This is a genomic window from Pseudomonas sp. USHLN015, assembly GCF_037153275.1.
Lineage (GTDB): Bacteria > Pseudomonadota > Gammaproteobacteria > Pseudomonadales > Pseudomonadaceae > Metapseudomonas > Metapseudomonas tohonis.
Genome location: NZ_JBBCKP010000016.1, coordinates 76,061 through 98,599 on the forward strand (window position 1 = coordinate 76,061; position 22,539 = coordinate 98,599).

The window sequence follows — 22,539 nt, forward strand, 5'->3', positions numbered from 1 at the left end:
CATGCGGCATTGTCGCAGTTGACAGCCTTGTAGGGATTTTCGCAGTATCCATTTCTCGCATTCCTGCACCGAGCTACAGCATGCCCGCCACCTTCGCCTCCCTCGCTTCCGTTCCGGCCCTGCCGGCGCTGGCGTTTGGCGTTGTCGCGGGTAAATCGAAGAAACAGTCGCTCATTTGACCGGGGCGCGCTGTCCCGTCAGATGGGCTGACAGGACAGTGGGCGCGAAGGTCGAAACCTCATCCGCACGAACACTCCCCGCATCCCCTCCGACGGTGACTCTGACGGTCAGCCTGAAGGAGCTTTGCAATGCCTGTGTTTTCTGGAATCTGGGTCGCCCTGGTAACCCCCTTCGCCGATGGCGCCATCGACTTCCCCGCCTTGCGCCGACTCTCCGCGCACCTGCTGGAGGCGGGTGTCGCCGGCCTGGTGGTGTGCGGCACCACCGGTGAAGCCGCGGCGCTGAGCAAGGCGGAGCAGCTCGCGGTGCTCGACGCCCTGCTCGAAACCGTCCCCGGCGAACGCCTGGTGATGGGCCTGGCCGGCAACAACCTGGCGGACCTCCTGGCCCTGCAGCGCGAGGTGCAGAAGCGCCCGGTGGCCGGCCTGCTGGTGCCCGCGCCCTACTACATACGGCCCTCGCAGTCCGGGCTGCTGGCCTGGTTCGGTGCCATCGCCGACGGTGCCGAGGTGCCGGTGATCCTCTACGACATCCCCTACCGCACCGGCGTGCGCCTGGAGCTGGAGACCCTGCGCCAGCTGGCCCGGCACCCGCGCATCGTGGCGATCAAGGATTGCGGCGGCGAGATCGACAAGACCCAGGCGCTGATCGCCGACGGCCAGCTCGACGTGCTGGCTGGGGAGGACGCGCAGATCTTCGCCACGCTCTGCCACGGCGGCAGCGGCGCCATCGCGGCTTCCGCGCACATCCATCCCGAGCGCTTCGTGGCCATGGCCGAGCGGGTCGCGGCCTCCGACCTCGAGGGCGCCCGGGCGATCTTCGGCGAGCTGCAGCCGCTGATCCGCCTGGCCTTCGCCGAGCCCAACCCGGCGCCGGTGAAGAGCCTGCTGGCCATGCGCGGGCTGATCCGCGACGAGCTGCGCGCACCCATGCAACCCAGCTCGCCGGCCTTGCTGCAGCGCCTGCGCAGCGAACTGGCCTGAGCCGCAGCCGCCCCGCACGGCACGACCGGGTGGGGCGGAAATGGGGTTGCGATATATACTTCGCGCCTCTGAACCGAGGAGAGCCTTGTGGCCATCGATTTTCACTGGATTCGCGACGACGCCGAACTGGCCTCCCATTGCGCCCGCTGGCGCACCCTCAGCTTCGTGGCCCTGGACACCGAGTTCATGCGGGTCGACACCTTCTACCCGAAGGCCGGCCTGGTGCAGGTGGGTGACGGCGACAGCGCCTGGCTCATCGACCCCCTGCTGATCAAGGACTGGCGCCCCTTCGCCGAGCTGCTCGAAGACCCGGCGGTGACCAAGGTGCTGCACGCCTGCAGCGAGGACCTCGAAGTCTTCCTGCGCCTCACCGGCAGCCTGCCGTTGCCGCTGCTGGACACCCAGCTCGCCGCCGGCTACCTGGGCATCGGCTACTCCATGGGCTATTCGCGCCTGGTGCAGGCGGTGCTCGGCATCGACCTGCCCAAGGACGAGACCCGCTCCGACTGGCTGCAGCGCCCGCTCACCGAGATGCAGGAGCGCTACGCCGCCGAGGACGCCATCCACCTCGCCGAGATCTACCGCATCATCGACGAGCGCCTGGACGCCACCAAGCGTGCCTGGGTGCTGGAAGACGGCGCCGAGCTGGTGGCCAACCTGCGCCGTGAAGTGGACCCGGACGACCTCTACCGCGACGCCAAGCTGGGCTGGAAGCTATCCCGCCAGCAACTCGCCGTGCTGCGCGAGCTCTACGCCTGGCGCGACATCGAGGCACGCCGCCGCGACCAGCCGCGCAACCGCATCATCCGCGAGCACGCCCTCTGGCCGCTGGCCAAGTTCCAGCCGGACAACCTCGTCGCCCTGGCGCGCATCGAGGACATGCACCCGCGCACCGTGCGCCAGGACGGCAACACCCTGCTGAAGATGATCCGCGAGGCGGCCGAGTTGCCCCCCGCCGAGTGGCCCGAGCCGCTGCCCGAGCCGCTGCCGTCCGAAGCCACCGCGCTGCTGAAGAAGCTGCGCGCGATCGGCCAGGCCGAAGCCGAGCGCCTGGGCATGGCACCCGAGCTCATGCTGCGCAAGAAGCACCTGGAGGCCCTGCTCAAGACGGGCTACCCCGACGGCCCCTACAGCCTGCCCGAGGGCTTCAAGGGCTGGCGCCGTGAACTGATGGGCCAGGCGCTGCTCGATGCGCTGGCCGGAGACAACGCCCCATGAAACGCATCTGCTCCATCTACAAGAGCCCGCGCAAGAACGAGATGTACCTCTACGTCGAGAAGCGCGATGCCCTGACCCGCGTCCCCGAAGCCCTGCTGGCCGCCTTCGGCACACCGCAGCACGCCTTCGACCTGGTGCTCAGCCCCGAGCGCCAGCTGGCCCGCGAGGACATCGGCAAGGTGCTGGAGAACCTCGAGAAGCAGGGCTACCACCTGCAGATGCCGCCGGCTGAAGAGGAATACATCGAGCACCTGCCCGAAGAACTGCTGCGCATGAACGACCCCATCTGATGAAGGTCCTCCTCGCCGACGAGAAACACCGTCGCCATGCCGAACTGCTGCGCGCCCTGGCCCCCTCGCTGGAGGCGGTGGGCAGCGACGATGCGGATGAACTCCACGGCCTCGCAGGCGATTGTCCCGTCTGGCTGGGCAGCCCGGATCGCGTGGTCCCGTTGCTGCGGGCGGGCCTGCGGCCGCAGTGGCTGCAATCCAGCTGGGCCGGCATCACCCCGTTGCTGGCGGAGGACTTTGCGCGTGGCTACCGCCTCACCCGCGCCGTCGGCATCTTCGGCCAGGTGATGGCCGAGTACGTGCTGACCTACGTCCTCGCCCACGAGCGCCAGCTGCTCTCGCGCCTGGCCAGCCAGGTGGAGCGGCGGTGGGATGCGCGCATGCCCAGCAGCCTGGCCGGGCGCCGGGTGCTGATCGTCGGCGCCGGCGATATCGGCCAGAGCGTCGCGCGCTTCCTCGCGCCGTTCGGTGTGGAGTTGCGTGGCATCGCCCGTGAACCCCGTGCGCTTGCGCCCTTCGCCGAGGTGCTGGGGATGGACGCCCTGGCGGAGCAGGCGGCCTGGGCCGACTACCTGATCAACCTGTTGCCGGACACGCCGGCCACCCGCGACGTCTACGACGCCGCGCTGTTCGCCCGCATGCGCCCCGAGGCGCTGTTCATCAACACCGGGCGCGGTGTCGCGGTGGTGGACGCCGACCTGGTCGCCAGCCTGCAGGCCGGGCACCTGGCGGGAGCGGTGATCGACGTCTGCCGCGAAGAACCGCTGCCGCCCGCGCACCCGTTCTGGACCGCGCCGCGCCTGCTGCTCACCGGCCACAGCTCCGCGCCCACCCTGCCGGAGCTGCTGGTGCAGCTGTTCCTCGACAACCTCGCGCGCTTCCAGGGCGGCCAGCCGCTGCGCGGTGAAGTGGACTTCCAGCGCGGCTATTGAGCCCGATTCGGTGGGCCCTGCACGGTGCCGGCTTTCGTGCTCCCGGCAACCCCTTGGTGGATGAAAAAAGCGCCATCCACCCTATGCCCGACGGCATCTCAGGTTTCAGATGGCTGCTTTTGCTTGGCACCGAACCGATCCCGGCACAGATGGCTTTCGTAGGGTGGACCACGCTTCACCGGTCCACCATTCGCACTCTCCGGCATCACTGCGGCTGGATAATTTCTCTTACGTGCGCCGGTGGTGTGAGAGCCCACTGAACAGCCGTTCTGCGAATGATTTTCCTTACACGGCGCTGCCGGTCGTCCCGTCGTCGCCGGCGCTTGGCCGGCGCGGTTGGCGCGACTAGACTACCGCGCCCCGTTACCCAGTCAGAGCACCATGGCCGCCAAAGTCGAACCCTTCTGGAAGCGCAAGACCCTCGCACAGCTCGATCAGGAGGAGTGGGAATCCCTCTGCGACGGCTGCGGCCTGTGCTGCCTGCAGAAGCTGGAGGACGAGGACGACGGCGCCGTGTACTACACGCGCATCGCCTGCAAGCTGCTCGACCTGAAGACCTGCCGCTGCACCAACTACCCCAAGCGCCGTGACTTCGTGCCCGACTGCATCCAGCTCACCCCGGCCCAGGCCGATGAGTTCCGCTGGCTGCCGCCCACCTGCGGCTATCGCCTGGTGGCCGAGGGCAAGGACCTGCCGCCCTGGCACCCGCTGGTCTGTGGCGACACCGAGGCGGTGCACAACGCCGGCATCTCCCAGTCCGGGCGCATGGTCAGCGAGACCCAGGTGGCCGAGGACGACTGGGAGGACTACATGATCTTTCGTGCGGGCTAGACGGATCGAACGACCGCTTGCCGAGTCATAGGGAAATCGCTCCGAGGAAGCCCGACATGTCCAACCGCGCCACCCTGCTGCTGTCCGCCGCCACCCTGCTGTTCTGCGCACCCCTGCTCGCCGCCAAGCGCACCGATGTCGACTACCTGGTGCGCTTCCTGCCGGACAGCGACCAGGCCGAGGTGCGCCTGGTGCTGGAAAACGGCGAGAAGGTCCGCAGCCTCGCGTTCGACCTGGGCGACAAGGGCTACTACAGCGACTTCAAGGGCGACGGCCAATGGCAGCAGGCCAGCGCCGAGCGCGGCACCTGGACCCCGGCGGAAGGCAAGGCGACCCTCAGCTACAAGGTGCGCATCACCCACCCCCGTGGCGACGGCAAGTTCGATGCGCGGATGACGCCGGACTGGACGTTGCTGCGCGGTGACGACCTGGTGCCGCCTGCGCGCATCGACCTGGTGGACGGCACCGAACTGGTGTCGCGCGTCCAGTTCGAGCTGCCCAAGGGCTGGAGCACTGTGGAGACCGGCTGGTCCCGCGTGGGCAAGAACCGCTTCCGCATCGACAACCCCGAGCGCCTGTTCGATCGCCCCACCGGCTGGATCATCGCCGGCAAGCTGGGCAGCCGCCGCGCGGAACTCGGCAACACCGACGTCACGGTCGCCGCGCCGATGGGCGAGGGCATGCGTCGCATGGACATCCTCACCCTGCTGACCTTCGTCTGGCCTCACGCCCAGGCGGTGTTCCCGCGCGACCCCGGCAAGCTGCTGATCGTCGGTGCCGGCGACCCGATGTGGCGCGGCGGCCTCTCCGCGCCCAACTCCTTCTTCATGCACGCCGACCGTCCCCTGGTCAGCGAGAACGGCACCAGCTCCCTGGTGCACGAACTGGTGCACGTGTTCAGCCGCATCAAGGACACCGACCAGAGCGACTGGATCAGCGAGGGCATCGCCGAGTTCTATGCCATCGAACTGATGCGCCGCGCCGGCGGCCTCAGCGAAGACCGCTACCACAAGGTCCGCGCCAAGCTGCAGCGCTGGAGCCGCAAGGTCGAGAGCCTGCGTGGCGAGCAGTCCACCGGCCCGGTCACGGCACGCGCGGTGCTGCTGCTGCAGGACCTCGACGAGGAGATCCGCAAGGCCAGCAAGGGCGAGCGCTCCCTCGACGACGTCGCCCGTGGCCTGATGCGCCTGGACAAGGTCAGCACCCGCGATTTCGTCGAGATCGCCGAGAACGTCCTCGGCGGCCAGTCCGATGTGCTCGACACGCCCCTGCTGAAGGCCCCCAAGGCTTCCTGAGTCCCCGCGCAGTCCCGGGCTGAAGCCCGGGCTACGTCACGCTGGACGCCATCGCCCCACCTGCGCAACGATGCCGGCTTTGCCCGGAAGCCCGCCCATGCGCCGCCTGCCGTCCCTCACCGCCCTGCGCACCTTCGAATCAGCCGCCCGCCATGCCCATTTCGGCCGCGCCGCCGCCGAGTTGTGCGTCACCGACAGCGCGGTGAGCCACCAGATCCGCCAATTGGAAGAGCAGCTCGGCACCGAGCTGTTCGTCCGTGCCGGCCGCCAGGTGCGCCCGACGCCCCAGGCACTGCGCCTGCTGCACAGCCTGCAACAGGCCTTCGAGCTGATCCTCGATGCCTGCGACGAACTGCGCGACCCCGGCTCCCAGGCCCAGCTGCGCATCGCCGTCACCGCCGAGCTGGCGCAGAAGTGGCTGGTGGGCCGGCTGGCGGACTTCGGCGAGCGCCACCCGCACATCACCCTGCATCTCTACGAGCAGCCGCTGGAGTCGGCGCTGCCGGGCGAGGAGATCGACCTCGCCATCACCTACGGCACCGGCCCGGGGGATGCCAGTGCCTACTTCGTGCGGCCGCTGCCGGCCCTGCAGTTCTTCCCGGTGTGCAGCCCCGGCCTGTTCAACCAGATTCCGCTCAAGCACCCGCGTGACCTGGCCCGCCACTGTCTGCTGCATGACGACCAGGACGGCAAGACCTGGAGCGCCTGGCTCAGCGTCCACGCCGGCGACCTGCAACCCCTGCGGCACCTCTACCTCGGCCACGCCGGGCTGACCCTGGAGGCCGCCGCGCAAGGGCAGGGCGTGGCGATGGGCGACAACCTCACCAGCGCCGAGGACCTGGCCAGCGGCCGCCTGGTGCGCCCCTTCGCGGCCAGCGTGGCGTCGCTGGGGCAGTACGCGCTGGTCTGCGAACGGCTGCGCCTGGACAAGCCGGCGGTGGCCCAGTTCGTCGAATGGTTCAGCGATCAGCTGGCCGATAGCTGAATCCAATTCAAGGGTTCCGCGATATTCATCATTGGTCGCCGGGGCACCGCCGCGCTTAACGTCAGGGCACTTCCCACCCCATCCCGAGGTTTCCCATGGCGCGTTCCCTGACTTCCCTCCCCAAGGCCGACGGCTTCCGCCTGCCCGGCGAATTCGAGCCCAAGGCCGGCTGCTGGCTCGGCTGGCCCGAGCGCACCGATGTCTGGCGCAATGGCGCCAAGCCCGCGCAGAAGGTCTGGGTCGAGATCGTCAGCGCCATCGCCAGCAGCGAGCCGGTCACCGTCTGCGCCTCCGCCACCCAGTACGCCAACGCCCGGCGCATGCTGCCGCCCCAGGTGCGGGTGGTGGAGATGACCTGCAACGACACCTGGTTCCGCGACAGCGGCCCGGCCTTCCTGGTCAATGACCAGAGCGGCGAGGTGCGCGGCGTGGACTTCGAGTTCAACGCCTACGGCGGCCTCGATGGCGGCCTCTACTACCCCTGGGACAAGGACGACCAGATCGCCCAGAAGATCCTCGAGATCGAGAAGCTCGACCGCTACCGCGCGCCCTTCATCGCCGAGATGGGCGGCATCCAGACCGACGGCCAGCGAACCCTGCTGACCACCGAGCAGTGTCTGCTCAACCGCAACCGCAACGCCCACCTGGGCAAGGACGAGATGACCCGGCGGCTGTCCGACTACCTCGGCGCCGAGCAGGTGATCTGGCTGCCGCGCGGCTGCAAGTTCGACGAGACCGATGGCCACATCGACGACCTGGCCTGCTTCGTCCGTCCCGGCGTGGTGGTGATGCAGTGGACCGACGACCGCGACGACCCGCAGTGGGAGATCTACCAGGAGGCCTACGACATCCTGCGCAGCACCCGTGACGCCCGTGGCCGCGCGCTGGAGGTGCACAAGCTGCCGCAGCCCCGCGTGCTCACCTGGACGGCGGAGGAGGCCGCGGGCCTGGACCAGGTGGACGGCACCCACCTGCGCGAGGAGGGCACGCGCATCTGCGCGTCCTACATCAACTACTACGCGGGCAACTCCGCGATCGTCCTGCCGCTGTTCGGCGACGCCCACGACCAGGCGGCCGGCGCGGTGCTCGCCGAGCTGTTCCCCAGGCACCGCATCGTCGGCATCGAGAACTCTCGCGAAATCCTCCTCGGGGGCGGCAACGTCGCCTGCATCACCATGCCGCAATACGCCGCCAGCCGGGCTGGCTAGGAGCCTTCGATGCAACTGCGCACACTGGCGATCGCCCTGGGCCTGGCCCTGGGCACCTGCACGGCCCAGGCGGCGAGCGAGCCGCCCAGGGTCAACCTGTATATCTGGAGCGAGTACCTGGCGCCGGACACGCTCTCCCGCTTCGAGGCGAGGACCGGCATCAAGGTGGTGGCCGACCACTTCGACTCCCTGGAAACGGTGGAGACCAAGCTGCTCACCGGCCGCAGCGGCTACGACCTGGTGCTGACCGCCGGCCAGCACCTGCAACGGGCCATCGCCAGCGGCGCGCTGCAGCCGCTGGACAAGGCCAGGCTGCCGCACTACCAGGGCCTGGACCCGGAGTTCACCGCGCACATGGCCAGCTTCGACCCCGGCAACCGCTACGCCGGGCTCTACGTCTGGGGCACCACCGGCTTCGGCTACCAGGAGGAGGCGATCCGCGCGCGCATGGCCGAGGCCCCTACCGACAGCTGGGCGATGCTGATGGACCCGGCGGTGGTCGCGCGCTTCGCCGACTGCGGGGTGAGCTTGCTCAACGACCCCAACGAGGTGTTCGCCGCCGCCTTCCGCTACCTGGGGCTGGACATCAACCGCCAGAGCCTCGACGACCTCAAGCTCGCCGAGGCGCACCTGGCGAAGATCCGCCCGTCGATCCGCTACTTCGACAACGACCGCAACATCAACGACCTGGCCAACGGCAACACCTGCCTGGCGATGTCCTGGAACGGCAACGTGGCCATCGCCGCCGCCCAGGCCGAGCAGGCGCAGAAGCCGTTCAAGCTGCGCTACCGCATCCCCCGGGAGGGCACGCTGATCTGGTTCGACGCCATGGTCATCCCCAGGGACGCACCGCACCCGGACGCCGCCCTGGCGCTGATGGACCACCTGATGACTCCCGAGACCATCGGCGCCATCACCAACAGCATCCACTACGCCAACGCGGTGCCGGCGGCGGCGCCCAGCGTCGACCCCGCCATCCTCGCCGACCCGGGCACCTACCCGCCGGCGGCGGTGCGCGCCACGCTCTACACCAAGAACGACAACACCAAGGCCTTCAATCGCGCGCTGACCCGTGCCTTCAGCAAGTTGAAGTCCGGCCTCTGAGGCCCGGGTCGCCCGGTTCCCGGCGATCCCGCTGCCGGGCGTCTTGACCGCTTCGCGCTGCTTGCTATCTAATGATATGCATTCTCATTTGGTGTCCCTGGCACGCCGCATCCGGCGGCGTCGCCTGGCCACCTGTCGTCGGGGGCATGCGTGCAGCGAGCGAGTCGAGCGGACGGGAGGCAGCCCCGTGGATGAGCAGTTCCGGGGCTCCATCTCCGGCGCCTACCGAGCCTTCCATGCCGAGCTGCTGAAGTTCCTCGGCAAGCGCCTGGGCAGCCCCGCCGACGCCGCCGACCTGGCCCAGGACGCCTTCACCCAATGGCTGGACTGGCGCGAGCGCGGACAGGTCCACCAGCCTCGCGCCTTCCTTTTCCAGATCGCCCGCAACCTGCTGCGTGACCACTGGCGCCGCCAGCAGGTGCGCGGTGCGCTCGACGGAGAAGTTGAACAGGCGCTGGAGACCCTGGTCGATGAACAGGGAGCGAGCCCGATGGAACAGGTCGAGCACCACCAGCGCTTGCGCCTCCTGGCCTCGGCACTGGATGATCTGTCGCCGCGCCGGCGCGAGGCCTTCGTCCTGCACAAGTTCGACGGCCTGTCCCAGGCGGAAGTGGCCGCGCGCATGGGGATTTCCCTGAGCATGGTGGAAAAGCACATCGCCTGTGCCCTGCTGCACTGCAAGCAACGCGTGCAGGGCGACGTCCAGGCGGACGGACAATGAACACGAGCCCCCGGATGGATTCCCGACCCTCGATCGACGAACAGGCCGCCACCTGGTACGCCCGCCGCAGCAGCGGGCAGTTCAGCGCGGAGCAGGAAGCCGAGCTGCAGGCCTGGCTCGCCGCCAGCCCGGCGCATGCCCGGGCCTTCGCCGACATGCAACTGATCTGGGCCGACTTCGATCGCGTGCCGCGCCCCGTCCTCGCCACCCCGGTGGTCCGGCTCGAGCCCCGCGGCCGCCGCACGTTGCCGCGCGCCATGGCGGCCTCGTTCGTGCTGCTCTGCGCCGCCCTGGCCACCTCGCAGAACTGGTTCGCCCGCGCGCCCGACGTCGACCTGCAACTGAGCAGCGCCCGGGGCGAGCAGCACCAGGTGGAGCTGGCCGACGGCTCGCGCATCGACCTCAATGTCGACACCCGCCTGCACGTGCGCCTCTACGACGACCACCGCGAAGTGGAGCTGCTCCAGGGCGAGGCCTTCTTCGCCGTCGCCCGTGACGAGCAGCGCCCATTCGTGGTGATGGCCGGGGAGGGCAGCGTGCGCGTGCTCGGCACCCGCTTCAGCGTCCGCCGGGGCGGCGAGCGCCTCGACGTGGCGGTGGAGAGCGGCAAGGTCGCGGTGAGCCCGGAGGCCGGCGGCAGCCAACGTGCCGAACTGGGTGCCGGTGACAGTGCCGACTTCGATTACCGCACGCGTCACCTGGAGCTTGGCCACCGCAGCCCCGAGGAGATCGCCAGCTGGCGGCGTGGCCAACTGATCTTCCGTGATCGCCCGCTGGCCCAACTGGTGGACGAGTTGTCCCACTACCGAAGCGCGCCCGTGGGCCTGGCCGATGCCAGCCTCGCCGAGCGCCGTGTCTCCGGCAGCCTCAACATCGGCAAGCCGGATGCCTTCCTCGCCGCGTTGCCGCAACTGTTGCCGGTGCGCGTCGAATACCTGGCCAACGGAACGGCCCTGATCCACCCGCGCTGACCCTCCGGAGCACCTCCGGAGTCCAATCGCGTGGACGTTTCGATGCAAGTGAAAATATTTTTCATTTGCATATGCGGGTTTTGCCGAGCGCTGCGTCTTCCTGATGTCCGCCTCATGCAAGGGCGGTTTTGCAGTACTTGGGGAGATTTGGATGAACACCCGTAGCACCCGTTTCGCGCTGCGCCGTCTCGTTGCCGGCGGCGCCCTGGCCACCTTCCTGCTCAGCGGCAGCGCCCTGGCGCAGGACCACGACTTCAACCTGCCGGCCCAATCCATGGCCAGCGCCCTGACCGCCCTGGCCCAGCAGAGCCAGCTGCAGATTCTCTTCGACGAGTCGCAGTTGCGTGACCTGCGCGCCCCGGCCCTGGCCGGCCGCTACAGCGCCCGCGCCGCGCTGCAACGGCTGCTGGCCGGCTCCGGGCTGGAGCTGGTGGAGGCGGGGGATGGGTTCGTGATCCGTCGTGTTGCCAGTGCCGGCCAGGCCGCCGCCGATGACAACGTGCTGGAACTGGGTAGCACCAACATCATGGGCAGCGCCATCGATTCCAGCTCGGTGGGGCGTTCGGTCCTGACCCAGGAAGACATCAACCGCAAGCAGGCGGACAACATCGCAGAACTGCTCGACACCCTGCCGGGCGTCAGCTCCAGCGGCTCGCCCCGTCCAGGGGGCCAGACCCTGAACATCTGGGGCATGGGCGATGTGGAAGACGTCAAGGTAATCCTCGACGGCGCGCCCAAGGGCTTCGAGAAGTACCGCCAGGGTTCGGTGTTCATCGAGCCGGAACTGATCAAGAACGTCGAAGTGGACAAGGGCCCCCACAGCACCCTGTACGGCAACGGCGGTTTCGGTGGCGTGATCAAGGTGGACACCAAGGACCCCGCCGACCTGCTGAAGGAGGGCGAGAACGTCGGCGCCTTCCTCAAGTACGGCTACCACACCAACGACCGCCAGGAAATCTACAGCGGCGCGGTGTACGGGCAGACCACCGACAAGATGTTCGATGGCCTGCTGTTCCTCACCGGGCGTGACGGCGACAATATCAAGCGCCCTGACGGCACGCGCTTCGTCTACTCCGAAAACAGCCTCGACGCCTTCCTGTTCAAGAGCAACTTCCGCCCCAACGACGAGCATGTCTTCACCCTTTCTGCCATGCAGTCCGGCAGCGAGGCCTGGGAGCCCTTCGCCGCCAAGCGCGATGAGATGGCCGCCCCCACCGCGGCGGAGATCGCCCGCTATGGGTTGGACGGTGCCTGGAAACGCAAGCTGGTGAACCGTGACCAGGACGACGAGAACTACTCGCTGAAATGGAACTACACGCCGCTGGACAACCCGTTGGTGAATGTCACCGCCAGTTATGCCTATTCCAAGACCGACCAGCACGACAAGCGGCCGGCCAATGCGTCTGCGGGTTTCGCGTCCTCGCTGGGCAACGAGAGCTGGGTCAACTACACCGACCGGCTGGCGGAGCTGAAGAACGAAAGCCGCTTCGATACGGGGCTGCTGTCCCACGTCGCCACCGTGGGGGGGCAATGGCACGGGCATGATCGCGACACGCTGATGAAGGACCTCAGCAAGTTGACCGACAGGACCTACAACTACGGCCTCTACCAGCCCTACTACATGCCGTCCGGCGAGCAGGAAACCCGCAGTGGCTATCTGCAGGACGCCATCACCATTGGTTCGGTGACCATCACGCCGGCATTGCGCTACGACCATGTGTACAGCCGAGGCGAGCCCAGCCTGGCACCGCGCTACAACAGCCCGGACCCGGCCGTGGGGCACGACTACAGCAGCGTGACCTACAGTGGCTGGTCGCCGCGCCTGGGGCTGTTCTGGACCGCCACCGACAACCTGGCGTTCTTCGCCGACTACAGCAAGACCTGGCGCGCCCCTCTGATCGACGAGCTGTACGAGGTGCAGAGCGCGGCGAGCAGTGTGCCCGCCACCAGTCGCAACCTGGACCCGGAGCGCATCACCGGGGTGCGCCTGGGCAGTATCTTCAATATCGACAAGCTGCTGGTGGACAGCGACAACCTGCAGATCCGCACAACGCTATTCCGCAACCGTGGCAAGGACGAGATCTTCAAGCGCACCGGCGTCTATTGCCTCGCCAGCGTGACCGGCGGCAACAGTGCATGCCCGGGGCCGTTGGCCAATAACCGCAACCTGCCCGGCTACACCATCGAGGGGGTGGAAGTCGAATCCTTCTACGACAGCTCGCGCATCTTCGGCAGCCTGTCGGTGTCCTACATCCGCGGCAAGCGCGATGCCTCGCCGCGCAACCCCTGGGGCCACGAAACCTGGCTTTCGGACATCCCACCGCGCAAGGCGGTGGCGACCCTGGGCGTGAAAGTGCCGGAGATCGATATGGCCATGGGCTGGACCGGCAATTTTGTGCGCAAGCAGGACCGCTCACCTGTGGATGACGATCCGCTCGCTTCGGGCTGGAGCCTGCCTGAAACCCAGGGCTACGCCCTCCATGGGCTGTTCGCCACCTGGCAGCCGAAGTACATCAAGGGATTCGAGGCGCGACTGGCCGTGGATAACCTGTTCAACCGCGAGTACTACCCCTACCTCGGCGAGGCCGTCTCTGGCGTCGGCCGCAACATCAAGTTCAGCGTCTCGCAGTTCTTCTAGGCACCGCCCCATTGCATCCCCACCTTCGTGGGGATGCTTGCCTCTTGCCGGGGAGTCGGGCTGCACCCGGCCTACATCCCACGCAGACGCAGGGCGGGTGAAACCCTCGAATGTCGGTCCCGCTCAGCCGCCCAGCATCTGCAGCAGCGCGGCGGCGGTGGGTTCGGAGGAGGCGGGGTTCTGGCCGGTGATGAGCTTGCCGTCGGTGACCACGTGGGGCTGCCAGTCGGCGACCTTGGAATACTGGCCGCCCTGTTCGCGCAGCACGTCTTCCACCAGGAAGGGCACCACCTGGGTGAGGCCGACTGCTTCCTCCTCGCTGTTGGAGAAGCCGGTCACCGCGCAGCCCTGCACCAGCGGGCTGCCGTCGGCGGCGCGGGCGTTGCGCAGCACGCCGGGGGCGTGGCAGACGGCGGCCACCGGTTTGCCGGCGTGGTGCAGGTCTTCGATCAGGCGGATGGAGAAGGGATCGTCCGCCAGGTCCCAGAGCGGGCCGTGGCCGCCGGGGTAGAACAGTGCGTCGTAGTCGGCCGAGACCAGCCCGGACAGCGGCAGGGTGTTGGCCAGGGCCTGCTGCGCTTGAAGGTCGCCACGGAAACGGTGGGTCGCTTCGGTCTGTGCGTCGGGCTCGTCGCTCTTCGGGTCGAGCGGTGGCTGGCCGCCCCGGGGCGAGGCGAGGACCACTTCGGCCCCGGCGTCGCGGAAGGCGAAGTAGGGGGCGGCGAACTCTTCGAGCCAGAAGCCGGTCGGCTTGCCGGTATCGCCCAGACGGTCGTGCGAGGTCAGCACCATGAGGATTTTCATCGGCAACTCCTTGAGATTATCGAGGGTGTGACTGGCGCTCCTCCGGCAAGGTTCCGGCGGTTGGCCGATGAATTCTAGACGCGCCTGGGAACCTGTCCTCAGTCCGGCTGCGGGCGCCTGCGCGCGGTGAGGCCGCGAAGGAAGTTGCGCAGGATCTGGTCGCCACAGGGGCGGTAGTTCTTGTGGTCCTTCTTGCGGAACAGGGCGCCGATCTCGGACCGGGTCATGGGCAGGTCGGCCTCCTGGAGGATGTCGAGGATGTCGTCCTCGCGCAGTTCGAAGGCCACCCGCAGCTTCTTCAGCACCTGGTTGTTGCTCATCGGCAGTTCCAGGGGCAGGGGCGGGCGGCTCTCGTCCTTGCCGCGCATGGCGTACACCAGGCCGTCGAGGAAGCCGGCCAGGCGCTTGTCGCTGCAGGAGTGGTAGCCCTCTTCGTCCTCACGGACCAGCCAGGACGCGACCTCCTGTTGGCTCACTTCCTGGTCGGCCAGGCCGATGATCTCCACCACCCGGGCGTCGCTGATATCCAGCAGGTAGCGCAGGCTGCGCAGTACATCGTTGTTGGTCATGGGGTGTTCCGTCGGGATGGGAGGCCGGCAGGGTGCCGGCAACTAGACTGAGGACTTCGACGCCGATAGGCGGGAGGTCCATATGAAGGGCGCCATTGTGCTCGCATTCGCGGCGCTGGTCGCGGTCAGTTGTGGCATCCAGGCGCAACAGCCGCCGTTGCTGCGCTCGCCCGGCACGCCGGCACCGGGCTCGCCCGGTACGGCCACGCCGCAACCCTATCCCCAGGCGAGCCCGCCGAGCCTTCCTGCGGCTGCGCCGCGTTCGGGCAGCCCGCCGCTCTTGGTCAACCCGCCGACCACGCGCCAGGCGGACCCGCGCGACGAGCGCATTCCGGTGCTGCAGGAGCAGCTGGATCGCAACAGCAAGGGATTGGGAGGCAGTGAGAAAAAGCCGGCGCCCTAGCGCAGCAGCGGCGGCACCCGGGCCTCGAGCAGCTCCACCAGGGCCGGGTCCATGTACTCGTAGTCGTCGGGGATATCCAGGCTGACCACGCGCTTGCCCTTGAGGGCGGCGGGGAAGCGGGCGGCGAGCTTGCGTCGGTGGCTGCCCTCCATCACCAGGATCAGGTCGGCCCAGGCCAGGGCCTCGGGCGTCACCGGGGTTTCGGCCTCGGCCTTGAGGCCGGCGGAGTCGGTCTCGATCCCCGGCCAACTGGCGAACAGTTGCTCCGCGGTGGGGCTGCGCAGGCGGTTCTGCCCACAGATGAACAGCAGGCGCTGCACCTTCATCCGCGTACCTTCATTGGCCGGTCAGCCCCAGCACCTTGAGCAGGAAGGCGTATTCCAGGGCGACGTCGCGCAGCGCCTGGTAGCGCCCGCTCATGCCGCCATGGCCGGCGCCGAGGTCGGTCTTGAGCAGCAGCAGGTTGTCGTCGGTGCGTGTGGCACGCAGCCTGGCCACCCATTTGGCGGCTTCCCAGTACTGCACGCGGGAGTCGTTGTAGCCGGCCACCACCAGCAGCGCCGGGTAGGCCTGGGCGCGCACGTTCTCGTAGGGCGCGTAGCTGCGGATGCGCTCGAACACCTCGGGCTCGTTCGGGTCGCCCCACTCGTCGTATTCGGTCACGGTCAGCGGCAGGTCGGGGTTCTGCATGGTGTTGAGCACGTCGACGAAGGGCACTTCGGCGATGGCGGCGGCGAACAGGTCCGGGCGCTGGTTGAGCACGGCGCCCATCAGCAGGCCACCGGCGCTGCCGCCGCTGATCACCAGTTGCTCGCGGGTCGTCAGGCCTGCGCCGATCAGGTGCTCGGCACAGGCGATGAAGTCATCGAAGCTGTTGGTCTTGTGCTCCAGCTTGCCGGCGCGGTACCAGGCTTCCCCCAGTTCGCCGCCGCCGCGCACATGGGCGATGGCGAAGACGAAGCCGCGCTCCAGCAGGCTCAGGCGGGCGTGGGAGAACCAGGGGTCGAGGCTCTCGCCATAGGCGCCGTAGCCGTAGAGGTAGAGCGGCGAGGGCTGGCCCAGCACGTCGCGGCGGGCGACCAGGCTGATGGGCACGCGGGTGCCGTCGGCGGCGGTGGCCCAGAGGCGCTGGCTGACGTAGGCGTCGGCGTCGAAGGGGCCCTCCACCGGGGTCTGCTTGAGCACCCGTTGCTCGCCGTCGGCCAGGCGCAGCTCGCGGACCTGGGCGGGGCGGTTGAGTGCCTCGTAGCGCAGGCGGATCACCGGGCTGTCGAACTCCATGCCGTCCTGCACATAGAGGCTGTAGGCCGCGTCCGGCAGCTGCACGCGGTACGGCGCGGCGCCGCGTGGGTGCACCTGGATGATCGGCAGGCCACCCTCGCGCAGGCTGAGGGTGAAGGCGCCGGCGTTCATGCCTACGCCGTCGAGCATGCAGTCGGGGTCGTGGGCGATCAGCTCGCGCCAATGGGCGCGCTCGGGTGTCGCCTCGGGGGCCTGGTAGAGGGCGAAGTTGATGCCGGTCTGGTTGCTGCGGATCAGCCAGCACCACTGGCCGTCCACCTGGCCGTGGTCGGCGTAGTACTCGTGGCCTTCCTCGCGCGGGGCCAGGCAGCGGAAGTCGCCGTCGGGGGTGTCGGCGTCCAGCACCCAGCTCTCGCTGGTGGTCTTGCTGCCCAGCATCAGCACCAGCTGGCGCTCGGAGCTGGCGCGGTGGCAGCCGAGGAAGAAGCGGCCGTCGGCCTCCTCGAACACCAGTTCGGCGTCGGCCTCGCCCAGGCGGTGGCGGTAGAGGCGGTGCGGGCGGTGGGTGTCGTCCAGCTCGCCGAAGAACAGGGTGCGGCTGTCGTTGGCCCAGGTCATGCTGCCGTCGCAGTCGTCGAAGGGCAGGGCGGTGAGGCTGCCCTCGACCAGGTCCTTGACGTAGAGGCGGTAGATCTCGTCGCCGCTGGTGTCCAGGCTGTAGGCCAGCAGGCGGTGGTCCGGGCTGACGCTGAAGGCGCCGAGGGAGAGGAAGCCGCCATCGGCCAGGGCGTTGGGGTCGAGCAGCAGCTGTTCGCTGGCCTCGTCCACCTCGAAGCCTTCGGCCGGGCGCGCACAGCGGTAGTGGCGCGGGTATTCGTCGCCGGCGGTGGTGCGCTGGTAATAGAGGTAGGGGCCCCAGGGCGTGGGGAGGGAGAGGTCGGTCTCGCGTATGCGCCCACGGATCTCCTCGAACAGCGCGTCTCGCAGCGGCGCTTCGTCGGCCAGGCGCTCGTCGAGCCAGGCGTTCTCCGCCTTCAGGTAATCGAGCACCTCGGGGGCGTCGCGTTCCTCCAGCCAGCGGTAGGGATCGGCTCCGGCCTGGATGCGGGCGATGGGGGCTTCGGACATGGCGGTTCTCACGGCTAGGCGTTGCGGGCCGGGCGACGGCGGGGACGCCGGGCTTCGGAAAAGTCGCTATCATAAGCGCCCCTTTGCCCGCCTTGCCATGGAAGCCCATGAACGAACACGACTATCTCCTCGCCTGGGGCGCCTATGGCGTCGCGGCCCTGGGCTGCCTGCTGGTGAGCTTCCGCGCCACCGGCTGGATGTGGCGCTGGCTGCGCGAGCCCCTGCGCCTGATAGTCGCCGTACTGCTGCTGACCCCGACTCCCGTCGACCCCGGTCGCGACCTCTACGCGCCGGCGGTGGCGGTCACCGCGCTGGACATCGTGTTCAAGGTGGGCAACAACGCCTGGAAGGCGGTTTCCGACCTGGCCATGTACGGCATGATCGGCCTGGTGCTCTACCTCATCTTCGTCGCCATCCGCTGGCCCATCGAGCGCGCCATCCGTGCCCGTCGCGCCGAGCGCGAGAAGCCGGCCGCGGTGGACGAGGAGGAAGACGAGCCGACCCTGCGCCAGCTGATGGAGCGTGACTCGAACGAGCGCGTGGATACCCGCCTCGACGACCGGGGCGACCGTCGCCTGCGCATCGAACCGCGTCTCTGATACCGGCGGCGCGCCGAGCGCTCACGAGGAATGCCCATGGATTGTGTGTTCTGCGCCATCGCCGCCGGCAAGCTGCCGGCCCACCTGTTGCACGAGGACGAGCACTTCCTGGTGCTGCTGGACATCTTCCCCCTGCGGCCCGCCCACGTACTGGTGGTGGCCCGCGAGCACGCGCCGTACCTCGCCGACCTCGGCACCCCGGCGCGCCAGCGCCTGGTGGACCAGGCCCTACATATGGGCGAGGCGTTGCGCAGGGCGGGCTATGGTCGCCAGGGCATCAACCTGCTGATCAACGACGGCCCCGACTCCAACCAGCACGTGCCCCATCTGCACCTGCACCTGATTCCCCGGCAACGGGGCGACCTGGCTGCGCTGCTCTGGCGTATCCTCACCCGCTTCCTGCCCTTCGGCCGCGCCCGCATCCAGGCCCGGCTGGCGCGGGAGGCCGAACAACTGCGACAGGCATTGAAACGAGAGCCCTGAACCATGTGCGAATTGCTCGGCATGAGCGCCAACGTGCCCACCGATATCGTTTTCAGCTTCACCGGCCTGATGCAGCGCGGCGGTGGCACCGGCCCGCACCGTGACGGCTGGGGCATCGGCTTCTACGAGGGCCGTGGCCTGCGCCTGTTCCAGGACCCTTCCGCCAGCGTCGACTCCGAGGTGGCGCGCCTGGTGCAGCGCTACCCGATCAAGAGCGAGACGGTCATCGGCCATATCCGCCAGGCCAACGTCGGCAAGGTCAGCCTGGCCAACACCCACCCCTTCGTCCGTGAGCTGTGGGGGCGCAACTGGTGCTTCGCCCACAACGGCCAGCTCGCCGACTTCCATCCGGCCGCCAGCTTCTATCGGCCGGTGGGCGACACCGACAGCGAGGCGGCCTTCTGCGACCTGCTCAACCGGGTGCGCCAGGGCTTTCCCGAGCCGGTGCCGGTTGAAGTGCTGCTGCCGGTGCTGGTGCAGGCCTGCTCCGAATACCGCAGCCGCGGCGTGTTCAACTGCCTGCTCAGCGACGGCGACTGGCTGTTCTGCTTCTGCACCACCAAACTGGCGCAGATCACCCGGCGTGCACCCTTCGGCCCGGCGCGGCTGAAGGACGCGGACCTGACCGTGGACTTCCAGTCCGAAACCACACCCAACGACGTGGTCACGGTGATCGCCACCGAGCCACTGACCGACAACGAGACCTGGACGCTCTACCAGCCCGGCGCCTGGAGCCTGTGGCGACGTGGCGAGTGCCTGGCGTCCGGGCAGACCTGACGAGAAGGGGATTACCGATGCTGCGTAGCTACCTGCGACTGGCGCTGTTCGCCCTGGGCCTGCTGATCGGCGTGCAGGTGCCCGGGTTCGTCGACGACTATGCCAAGCGCGTCGAAGCCCATCGCCTGGAGGCGGAGAACGGACTCAAGGGCTTCCGCGAGACCGCCCAGAAATTCTTCGACGGCGACCTCGCGGCGCTGGTGGCGCACTACCGCGCGAGCAACGACCCGGTGATGCGCAGCGACGCCGACAGCGTGGCCACCCTGGTCAACCGCGACGCCTTGCTGCAGCGCGAGTGGCAAGCCATGCAGGGCCCCTGGTACGCCCGCACCTGGCACGTGGCGACGGGGGCCGATCACGACCTGCTGCTGGAAACCGCCAACGCCTACAGCTACCAGGTGCTGCTGGTGCCCGAGGCGATGGCCTGGGGCATCGTCTGCGCGCTGCTGCTGGCCTGGGTGGTGGAGAGCCTGCTCCTCGGTTTCGCCCTGCTCGCCGGCGGCAATGGCAAGCGCGTGCAGCAGCGGCACTGGCGCTGAACCCCCTGGTGGGCTGAAGCCCATCCTGCTGGCCAGTGGGGCCCCGCGTTCGCGAGGGTGACGAGGGGCGGGGCGCTTCCAGCAAGCACCGTCATCCCCGCGAACGCGGGGATCCACTTGAAAGCCCAGATACAGCGCGTAGGTCGGGCCCTCTCAGGCAATGGCTCACAGCCCGAAGCGATTGGCCTCCTCGCGCAAGGTGCCGGCCAGGGTGAGGAAACCGTCGTAGAGCAACTGGTCGTTGCTGGAGGCGTTGCTGACGCTGGCGCGGACGAACTGCGGCACCGTGGCGCGGCCCACGGCGAAGGCCTCGGCGGCGGTGATCAGGTAGTTCTTCAGCTTCAGGTCGGCTTCGATATCGGCGGCGCGCCAGGCTTCCGGCACTTCGATCCAGAAGTGCGGGCTCTGTGGATGGGTGCGGTAGTTCAGCCCGTCCAGCAGCCGCTCCACCAGCGCCTTGCGCCGGCCGATCTCGTTGATCTGCTGGCTCAGCAGCTTTTGTGCCGTGCCGTTCTCGATCCATAGCGTCGACAGCTCCAGCGCCAGCGGCGTGGCCATCCAGCAGGTGGCGCGCAGCGCGGCGGCGATGCGGCTGACCAGCGCCGTCGGCGCGTGCAGGTAGCCCACCCGCAGGCCGGCGGCCACCGCCTTGCTCAGGCTGCTGATGAGGATGGTGCGTTCCGGCGCGTAGTGGCTGAGGGGTGGCGGGCGATCCTCCACCAGCACCGCATGGGCCTCGTCCTCGATGATCAGCAGGTTGTGCTCGCGGCACAGGCGCGCGATGGCGTCGCGGCGCTGGTGCGAGAGCACGCCGGTGGTCGGGTTCTGGATGGTCGGGGTGCAGTAGAGCGCGGTCACCCGGTTGTTGCGGCAGATCTCGTCGAGGGAGCTGGGGACCAGGCCTTCCTCGTCCATGTCGGCGCCGAGCAGCTTGATGCCGAGCATACGCGCGAGGGTGATCAGCCCCGGGTAGGTGAGCTGCTCGGTGACCAGGATGTCCCCGGCGCGCAGCAGGCCCATCAGGGTGCAGAGCAGCCCGTGCTGGCCGCCGTTGACGCATAGCACCTGGTCGGCCTGGGGCAGGAAGTCGCCGTGGGCGAGCCAGTTCGCACCCACCTGGCGGTAGCGGGGCAGGCCGGTGTCCGGCGTGTAGCGGGTCAGGTCCTGCAGGGTCTGCGGGTCGTTGGCCAGGTCCAGCAGGCTCTGCGCCAGGAAGGCCGTCTCATGCCCCGGGATATGCATGTTGCGGCTCATGTCGTAGAGCTCCGGCGCCTCTTCGATGAAGTTGCGGAAGCCCTCGTCACGCTTGCGCTCCAGCCCCCGCCGGCGGACGAAGGTGCCGTCGCCGACGCGGGCTATCACCAGGCCCATGCGTTCGAGTTCGGCGTAGGCGCGGCTGACGGTGCCGATGGTCACCCCCAGGCGGTCGGCCAGGTTGCGATGCGGCGGCAGCTTGGCGCCGCCTTCCAGAGTGCCCTCGAGAATCCTGATTTCCATGGCTCCGGCGAGGCGCTTGTATTTCGCGCCCTGCCCGGAATCCAGCGCTGATTTCAGAATTGACACCGTGTCAATAATTGGTTTGACAGCCATTTTTCGTCCTAATAGCCTGATTGAGCTGTGTCAATCAGTGATTGATACCCAGGTTTTAGAGGTCAATTTAGCAGCAAGGATGAATTGCCATCATGCCAATGTCCGCCGTAATTGAAAACACCGGAAAATCGCAAAAGCACTGGTTGGCCGGATTCATCACCAGCCTGCTGTTCCTCGTGGTCTGCCTGAGCTGGGGGACCACCTGGCTGGGCATCAAGATCGCCGTGGAGAGCGTGCCGCCCCTGACCTCCTCCGGCCTGCGCTTCCTCATCGCCTTCCCGCTGTTCATCTGCTTCGCCCTGATCCGCGGCGACTCGATCCTCTTCCCCCGCGAGCGGCTGGGCTTCTTCGCCTTCGTCACCCTGAGCTACTTCGGCATTCCCTACTACCTGCTGAACTACGGCGAGATGCACGTCTCCTCGGGGCTGACGGCGCTGCTGTTCAGCTGCATGCCGGTGTTCATCCTGATCTTCTCGTCGCTGTTCTTGCGTGAGCGCATCTACCTGTCCCAGGTGGTGGGCATCGCCATCGGCTTTGGCAGCCTGTTCATGATCCTGCGCAGCCAGGGCCTGCGCCTGGACCACGCGGAGTTCCTCGGCGTGCTGGCGATCCTCGCCGCCGCGGTGATGCACGCGCTGTGCTACGTGATCACCAAGCAGAAGGGCGAGGGCATCAGCGTCATCACCTACAACACGCTGCCCATCGGGATCGCCGGGGCGATGCTGTTCCTCGCCGGGCTGGTGGTGGAGCAGCCGGACTTCGCCCAGGTCACCACCCGCTCCTGGCTGGCGCTGACCTACCTCGGCCTGTGCGCATCGGTCGGCGGCTTCATCGTCTATTTCTTCCTGCTCAAGCGCCTGAGCCCGGTGATCCTCTCCTTCGTCTTCATCATCTTCCCGGTGTTCGCCGTGGTCATCGGCTCCTGGTACGAGGGGCAGGCCATCTCCCGCGACCTGGCGCTGTACTCGGCGATCCTGCTCGCCGGCTTCGCCATCACCAAGCTGCCAGTTGAAAAATTCCTCACGCGCAAGCCCTGACAACGAGGACCA

23 protein-coding genes are annotated in these 22,539 nt (G+C 68.1%); 18 read left to right on the forward strand and 5 right to left on the reverse strand.

The window, feature by feature from the left end:
• Positions 1–308: 308 nt before the first annotated feature.
• The 12 genes from dapA to WFQ67_RS27495 all read left to right on the forward strand — a co-directional run bounded on the left by dapA (position 309) and on the right by WFQ67_RS27495 (position 13,356).
• Positions 309–1,163: a 4-hydroxy-tetrahydrodipicolinate synthase gene (dapA, locus tag WFQ67_RS27440; protein WP_285961189.1), complete on the forward strand. Its 855-nt coding sequence runs from the start codon at positions 309–311 to the stop codon at positions 1,161–1,163.
• 87 nt (positions 1,164–1,250) lie between these two features.
• The gene (gene rnd, locus WFQ67_RS27445; protein WP_213625584.1) at positions 1,251–2,381 is read left to right on the forward strand and encodes a ribonuclease D; all 1,131 of its coding nucleotides are present in this window, start codon (positions 1,251–1,253) and stop codon (positions 2,379–2,381) included.
• Entirely contained in the window at positions 2,378–2,671 is a 294-nt protein-coding gene (locus WFQ67_RS27450; protein WP_173178016.1) for a YcgL domain-containing protein, read from the forward strand. The genes rnd and WFQ67_RS27450 overlap by 4 nt, the downstream gene beginning before the upstream one ends.
• Positions 2,671–3,603 carry a D-2-hydroxyacid dehydrogenase gene (locus WFQ67_RS27455; protein WP_337058750.1) on the forward strand — a complete coding sequence of 311 codons (933 nt, stop codon included), beginning with the start codon at positions 2,671–2,673 and terminating at the stop codon, positions 3,601–3,603. The genes WFQ67_RS27450 and WFQ67_RS27455 overlap by 1 nt, the downstream gene beginning before the upstream one ends.
• 381 nt (positions 3,604–3,984) lie before the next feature.
• Positions 3,985–4,434: a YcgN family cysteine cluster protein gene (locus WFQ67_RS27460; protein ID WP_111262080.1), complete on the forward strand. Its 450-nt coding sequence runs from the start codon at positions 3,985–3,987 to the stop codon at positions 4,432–4,434.
• Positions 4,435–4,490: 56 nt separating this feature from the next.
• Complete coding sequence (locus tag WFQ67_RS27465; RefSeq protein ID WP_337058751.1) at positions 4,491–5,729, forward strand: hypothetical protein; 1,239 nt, start codon at positions 4,491–4,493, stop codon at positions 5,727–5,729.
• Positions 5,730–5,826: 97 nt separating this feature from the next.
• Complete coding sequence (locus WFQ67_RS27470) at positions 5,827–6,714, forward strand: LysR substrate-binding domain-containing protein (RefSeq protein WP_337058753.1); 888 nt, start codon at positions 5,827–5,829, stop codon at positions 6,712–6,714.
• Positions 6,715–6,809: 95 nt separating this feature from the next.
• The gene (gene aguA, locus WFQ67_RS27475; RefSeq protein ID WP_173178019.1) at positions 6,810–7,922 is read left to right on the forward strand and encodes an agmatine deiminase; all 1,113 of its coding nucleotides are present in this window, start codon (positions 6,810–6,812) and stop codon (positions 7,920–7,922) included.
• A gap of 9 nt (positions 7,923–7,931) precedes the next feature.
• Positions 7,932–9,026 carry an extracellular solute-binding protein gene (locus WFQ67_RS27480; protein ID WP_213625581.1) on the forward strand — a complete coding sequence of 365 codons (1,095 nt, stop codon included), beginning with the start codon at positions 7,932–7,934 and terminating at the stop codon, positions 9,024–9,026.
• Positions 9,027–9,213: 187 nt separating this feature from the next.
• Complete coding sequence (locus tag WFQ67_RS27485; RefSeq protein WP_244862917.1) at positions 9,214–9,747, forward strand: sigma-70 family RNA polymerase sigma factor; 534 nt, start codon at positions 9,214–9,216, stop codon at positions 9,745–9,747.
• A gap of 14 nt (positions 9,748–9,761) precedes the next feature.
• Positions 9,762–10,718, forward strand: coding sequence for a FecR family protein (locus WFQ67_RS27490; protein WP_337058754.1), 957 nt, complete (start codon positions 9,762–9,764; stop codon positions 10,716–10,718).
• A gap of 151 nt (positions 10,719–10,869) precedes the next feature.
• A complete protein-coding gene (locus WFQ67_RS27495) occupies positions 10,870–13,356 on the forward strand; it encodes a TonB-dependent receptor (protein ID WP_337058756.1) in 2,487 nt (828 codons plus the stop codon).
• 123 nt (positions 13,357–13,479) lie between these two features.
• On the opposite strand, the gene WFQ67_RS27500 is transcribed toward WFQ67_RS27495, so the two are convergent.
• A complete protein-coding gene (locus tag WFQ67_RS27500) occupies positions 13,480–14,160 on the reverse strand; it encodes a type 1 glutamine amidotransferase domain-containing protein (protein ID WP_337058757.1) in 681 nt (226 codons plus the stop codon).
• Between the two features lie 98 nt (positions 14,161–14,258).
• The gene (locus WFQ67_RS27505) at positions 14,259–14,729 is read right to left on the reverse strand and encodes a DUF1456 family protein (protein WP_213625576.1); all 471 of its coding nucleotides are present in this window, start codon (positions 14,727–14,729) and stop codon (positions 14,259–14,261) included.
• Positions 14,730–14,811: 82 nt separating this feature from the next.
• On the opposite strand from WFQ67_RS27505, the gene WFQ67_RS27510 reads away from it, so the two are divergent.
• Positions 14,812–15,132 (forward strand): hypothetical protein, encoded by a 321-nt coding sequence (locus WFQ67_RS27510; RefSeq protein WP_213625575.1) that lies wholly within the window; start codon positions 14,812–14,814, stop codon positions 15,130–15,132.
• On the opposite strand, the gene WFQ67_RS27515 is transcribed toward WFQ67_RS27510, so the two are convergent.
• Both WFQ67_RS27515 and WFQ67_RS27520 read right to left on the reverse strand, forming a co-directional pair.
• Positions 15,129–15,452 carry a low molecular weight protein tyrosine phosphatase family protein gene (locus WFQ67_RS27515; RefSeq protein WP_173178042.1) on the reverse strand — a complete coding sequence of 108 codons (324 nt, stop codon included), beginning with the start codon at positions 15,450–15,452 and terminating at the stop codon, positions 15,129–15,131. The genes WFQ67_RS27510 and WFQ67_RS27515 overlap by 4 nt on opposite strands.
• 16 nt (positions 15,453–15,468) lie before the next feature.
• Positions 15,469–17,502: a S9 family peptidase gene (locus WFQ67_RS27520; protein WP_337058759.1), complete on the reverse strand. Its 2,034-nt coding sequence runs from the start codon at positions 17,500–17,502 to the stop codon at positions 15,469–15,471.
• Positions 17,503–17,609: 107 nt separating this feature from the next.
• Between WFQ67_RS27520 and WFQ67_RS27525 the strand changes: the two genes are divergently transcribed.
• Genes WFQ67_RS27525 through WFQ67_RS27540 form a run of 4 tightly spaced genes read left to right on the forward strand, consistent with a single transcriptional unit; the run spans position 17,610 to position 19,900 of the window.
• On the forward strand, positions 17,610–18,101 hold the full coding sequence (locus tag WFQ67_RS27525) for an MFS transporter (RefSeq protein WP_173178028.1): 492 nt from the start codon (positions 17,610–17,612) through the stop codon (positions 18,099–18,101).
• A 36-nt stretch (positions 18,102–18,137) separates the two neighbouring features.
• Positions 18,138–18,584 carry an HIT family protein gene (locus tag WFQ67_RS27530; RefSeq protein ID WP_173178029.1) on the forward strand — a complete coding sequence of 149 codons (447 nt, stop codon included), beginning with the start codon at positions 18,138–18,140 and terminating at the stop codon, positions 18,582–18,584.
• Between the two features lie 3 nt (positions 18,585–18,587).
• Positions 18,588–19,361 carry a class II glutamine amidotransferase gene (locus WFQ67_RS27535; protein WP_173178030.1) on the forward strand — a complete coding sequence of 258 codons (774 nt, stop codon included), beginning with the start codon at positions 18,588–18,590 and terminating at the stop codon, positions 19,359–19,361.
• Positions 19,362–19,378: 17 nt separating this feature from the next.
• Positions 19,379–19,900, forward strand: a complete 522-nt coding sequence (locus WFQ67_RS27540; protein WP_337058760.1) for a DUF2937 family protein — start codon at positions 19,379–19,381, stop codon at positions 19,898–19,900.
• A gap of 165 nt (positions 19,901–20,065) precedes the next feature.
• On the opposite strand, the gene WFQ67_RS27545 is transcribed toward WFQ67_RS27540, so the two are convergent.
• Entirely contained in the window at positions 20,066–21,490 is a 1,425-nt protein-coding gene (locus WFQ67_RS27545; RefSeq protein ID WP_263150397.1) for an aminotransferase-like domain-containing protein, read from the reverse strand.
• A gap of 98 nt (positions 21,491–21,588) precedes the next feature.
• Here WFQ67_RS27545 and WFQ67_RS27550 point away from each other — a divergent pair, with 98 nt between their 5' ends.
• Positions 21,589–22,527 carry a DMT family transporter gene (locus WFQ67_RS27550; protein WP_373874761.1) on the forward strand — a complete coding sequence of 313 codons (939 nt, stop codon included), beginning with the start codon at positions 21,589–21,591 and terminating at the stop codon, positions 22,525–22,527.
• The last annotated feature ends 12 nt before the right edge of the window (positions 22,528–22,539 follow it).

Excerpts from the sequence above, each read along its gene's own strand:
- dapA (WP_285961189.1), top strand. The coding sequence starts at position 309 with ATGCCTGTGTTTTCTGGAATCTGGGTCGCCCTGGTAACCCCCTTCGCC.
- WFQ67_RS27450 (WP_173178016.1), top strand. The coding sequence starts at position 2,378 with ATGAAACGCATCTGCTCCATCTACAAGAGCCCGCGCAAGAACGAGATG.
- WFQ67_RS27455 (WP_337058750.1), top strand. The coding sequence starts at position 2,671 with ATGAAGGTCCTCCTCGCCGACGAGAAACACCGTCGCCATGCCGAACTG.
- WFQ67_RS27460 (WP_111262080.1), top strand. The coding sequence starts at position 3,985 with ATGGCCGCCAAAGTCGAACCCTTCTGGAAGCGCAAGACCCTCGCACAG.
- WFQ67_RS27465 (WP_337058751.1), top strand. The coding sequence starts at position 4,491 with ATGTCCAACCGCGCCACCCTGCTGCTGTCCGCCGCCACCCTGCTGTTC.
- WFQ67_RS27470 (WP_337058753.1), top strand. The coding sequence starts at position 5,827 with ATGCGCCGCCTGCCGTCCCTCACCGCCCTGCGCACCTTCGAATCAGCC.
- aguA (WP_173178019.1), top strand. The coding sequence starts at position 6,810 with ATGGCGCGTTCCCTGACTTCCCTCCCCAAGGCCGACGGCTTCCGCCTG.
- WFQ67_RS27480 (WP_213625581.1), top strand. The coding sequence starts at position 7,932 with ATGCAACTGCGCACACTGGCGATCGCCCTGGGCCTGGCCCTGGGCACC.
- WFQ67_RS27490 (WP_337058754.1), top strand. The coding sequence starts at position 9,762 with ATGGATTCCCGACCCTCGATCGACGAACAGGCCGCCACCTGGTACGCC.
- WFQ67_RS27495 (WP_337058756.1), top strand. The coding sequence starts at position 10,870 with ATGAACACCCGTAGCACCCGTTTCGCGCTGCGCCGTCTCGTTGCCGGC.
- WFQ67_RS27500 (WP_337058757.1), bottom strand. The coding sequence starts at position 14,160 with ATGAAAATCCTCATGGTGCTGACCTCGCACGACCGTCTGGGCGATACC.
- WFQ67_RS27505 (WP_213625576.1), bottom strand. The coding sequence starts at position 14,729 with ATGACCAACAACGATGTACTGCGCAGCCTGCGCTACCTGCTGGATATC.
- WFQ67_RS27510 (WP_213625575.1), top strand. The coding sequence starts at position 14,812 with ATGAAGGGCGCCATTGTGCTCGCATTCGCGGCGCTGGTCGCGGTCAGT.
- WFQ67_RS27520 (WP_337058759.1), bottom strand. The coding sequence starts at position 17,502 with ATGTCCGAAGCCCCCATCGCCCGCATCCAGGCCGGAGCCGATCCCTAC.
- WFQ67_RS27525 (WP_173178028.1), top strand. The coding sequence starts at position 17,610 with ATGAACGAACACGACTATCTCCTCGCCTGGGGCGCCTATGGCGTCGCG.
- WFQ67_RS27530 (WP_173178029.1), top strand. The coding sequence starts at position 18,138 with ATGGATTGTGTGTTCTGCGCCATCGCCGCCGGCAAGCTGCCGGCCCAC.
- WFQ67_RS27535 (WP_173178030.1), top strand. The coding sequence starts at position 18,588 with ATGTGCGAATTGCTCGGCATGAGCGCCAACGTGCCCACCGATATCGTT.
- WFQ67_RS27540 (WP_337058760.1), top strand. The coding sequence starts at position 19,379 with ATGCTGCGTAGCTACCTGCGACTGGCGCTGTTCGCCCTGGGCCTGCTG.
- WFQ67_RS27545 (WP_263150397.1), bottom strand. The coding sequence starts at position 21,490 with ATGGCTGTCAAACCAATTATTGACACGGTGTCAATTCTGAAATCAGCG.
- WFQ67_RS27550 (WP_373874761.1), top strand. The coding sequence starts at position 21,589 with ATGTCCGCCGTAATTGAAAACACCGGAAAATCGCAAAAGCACTGGTTG.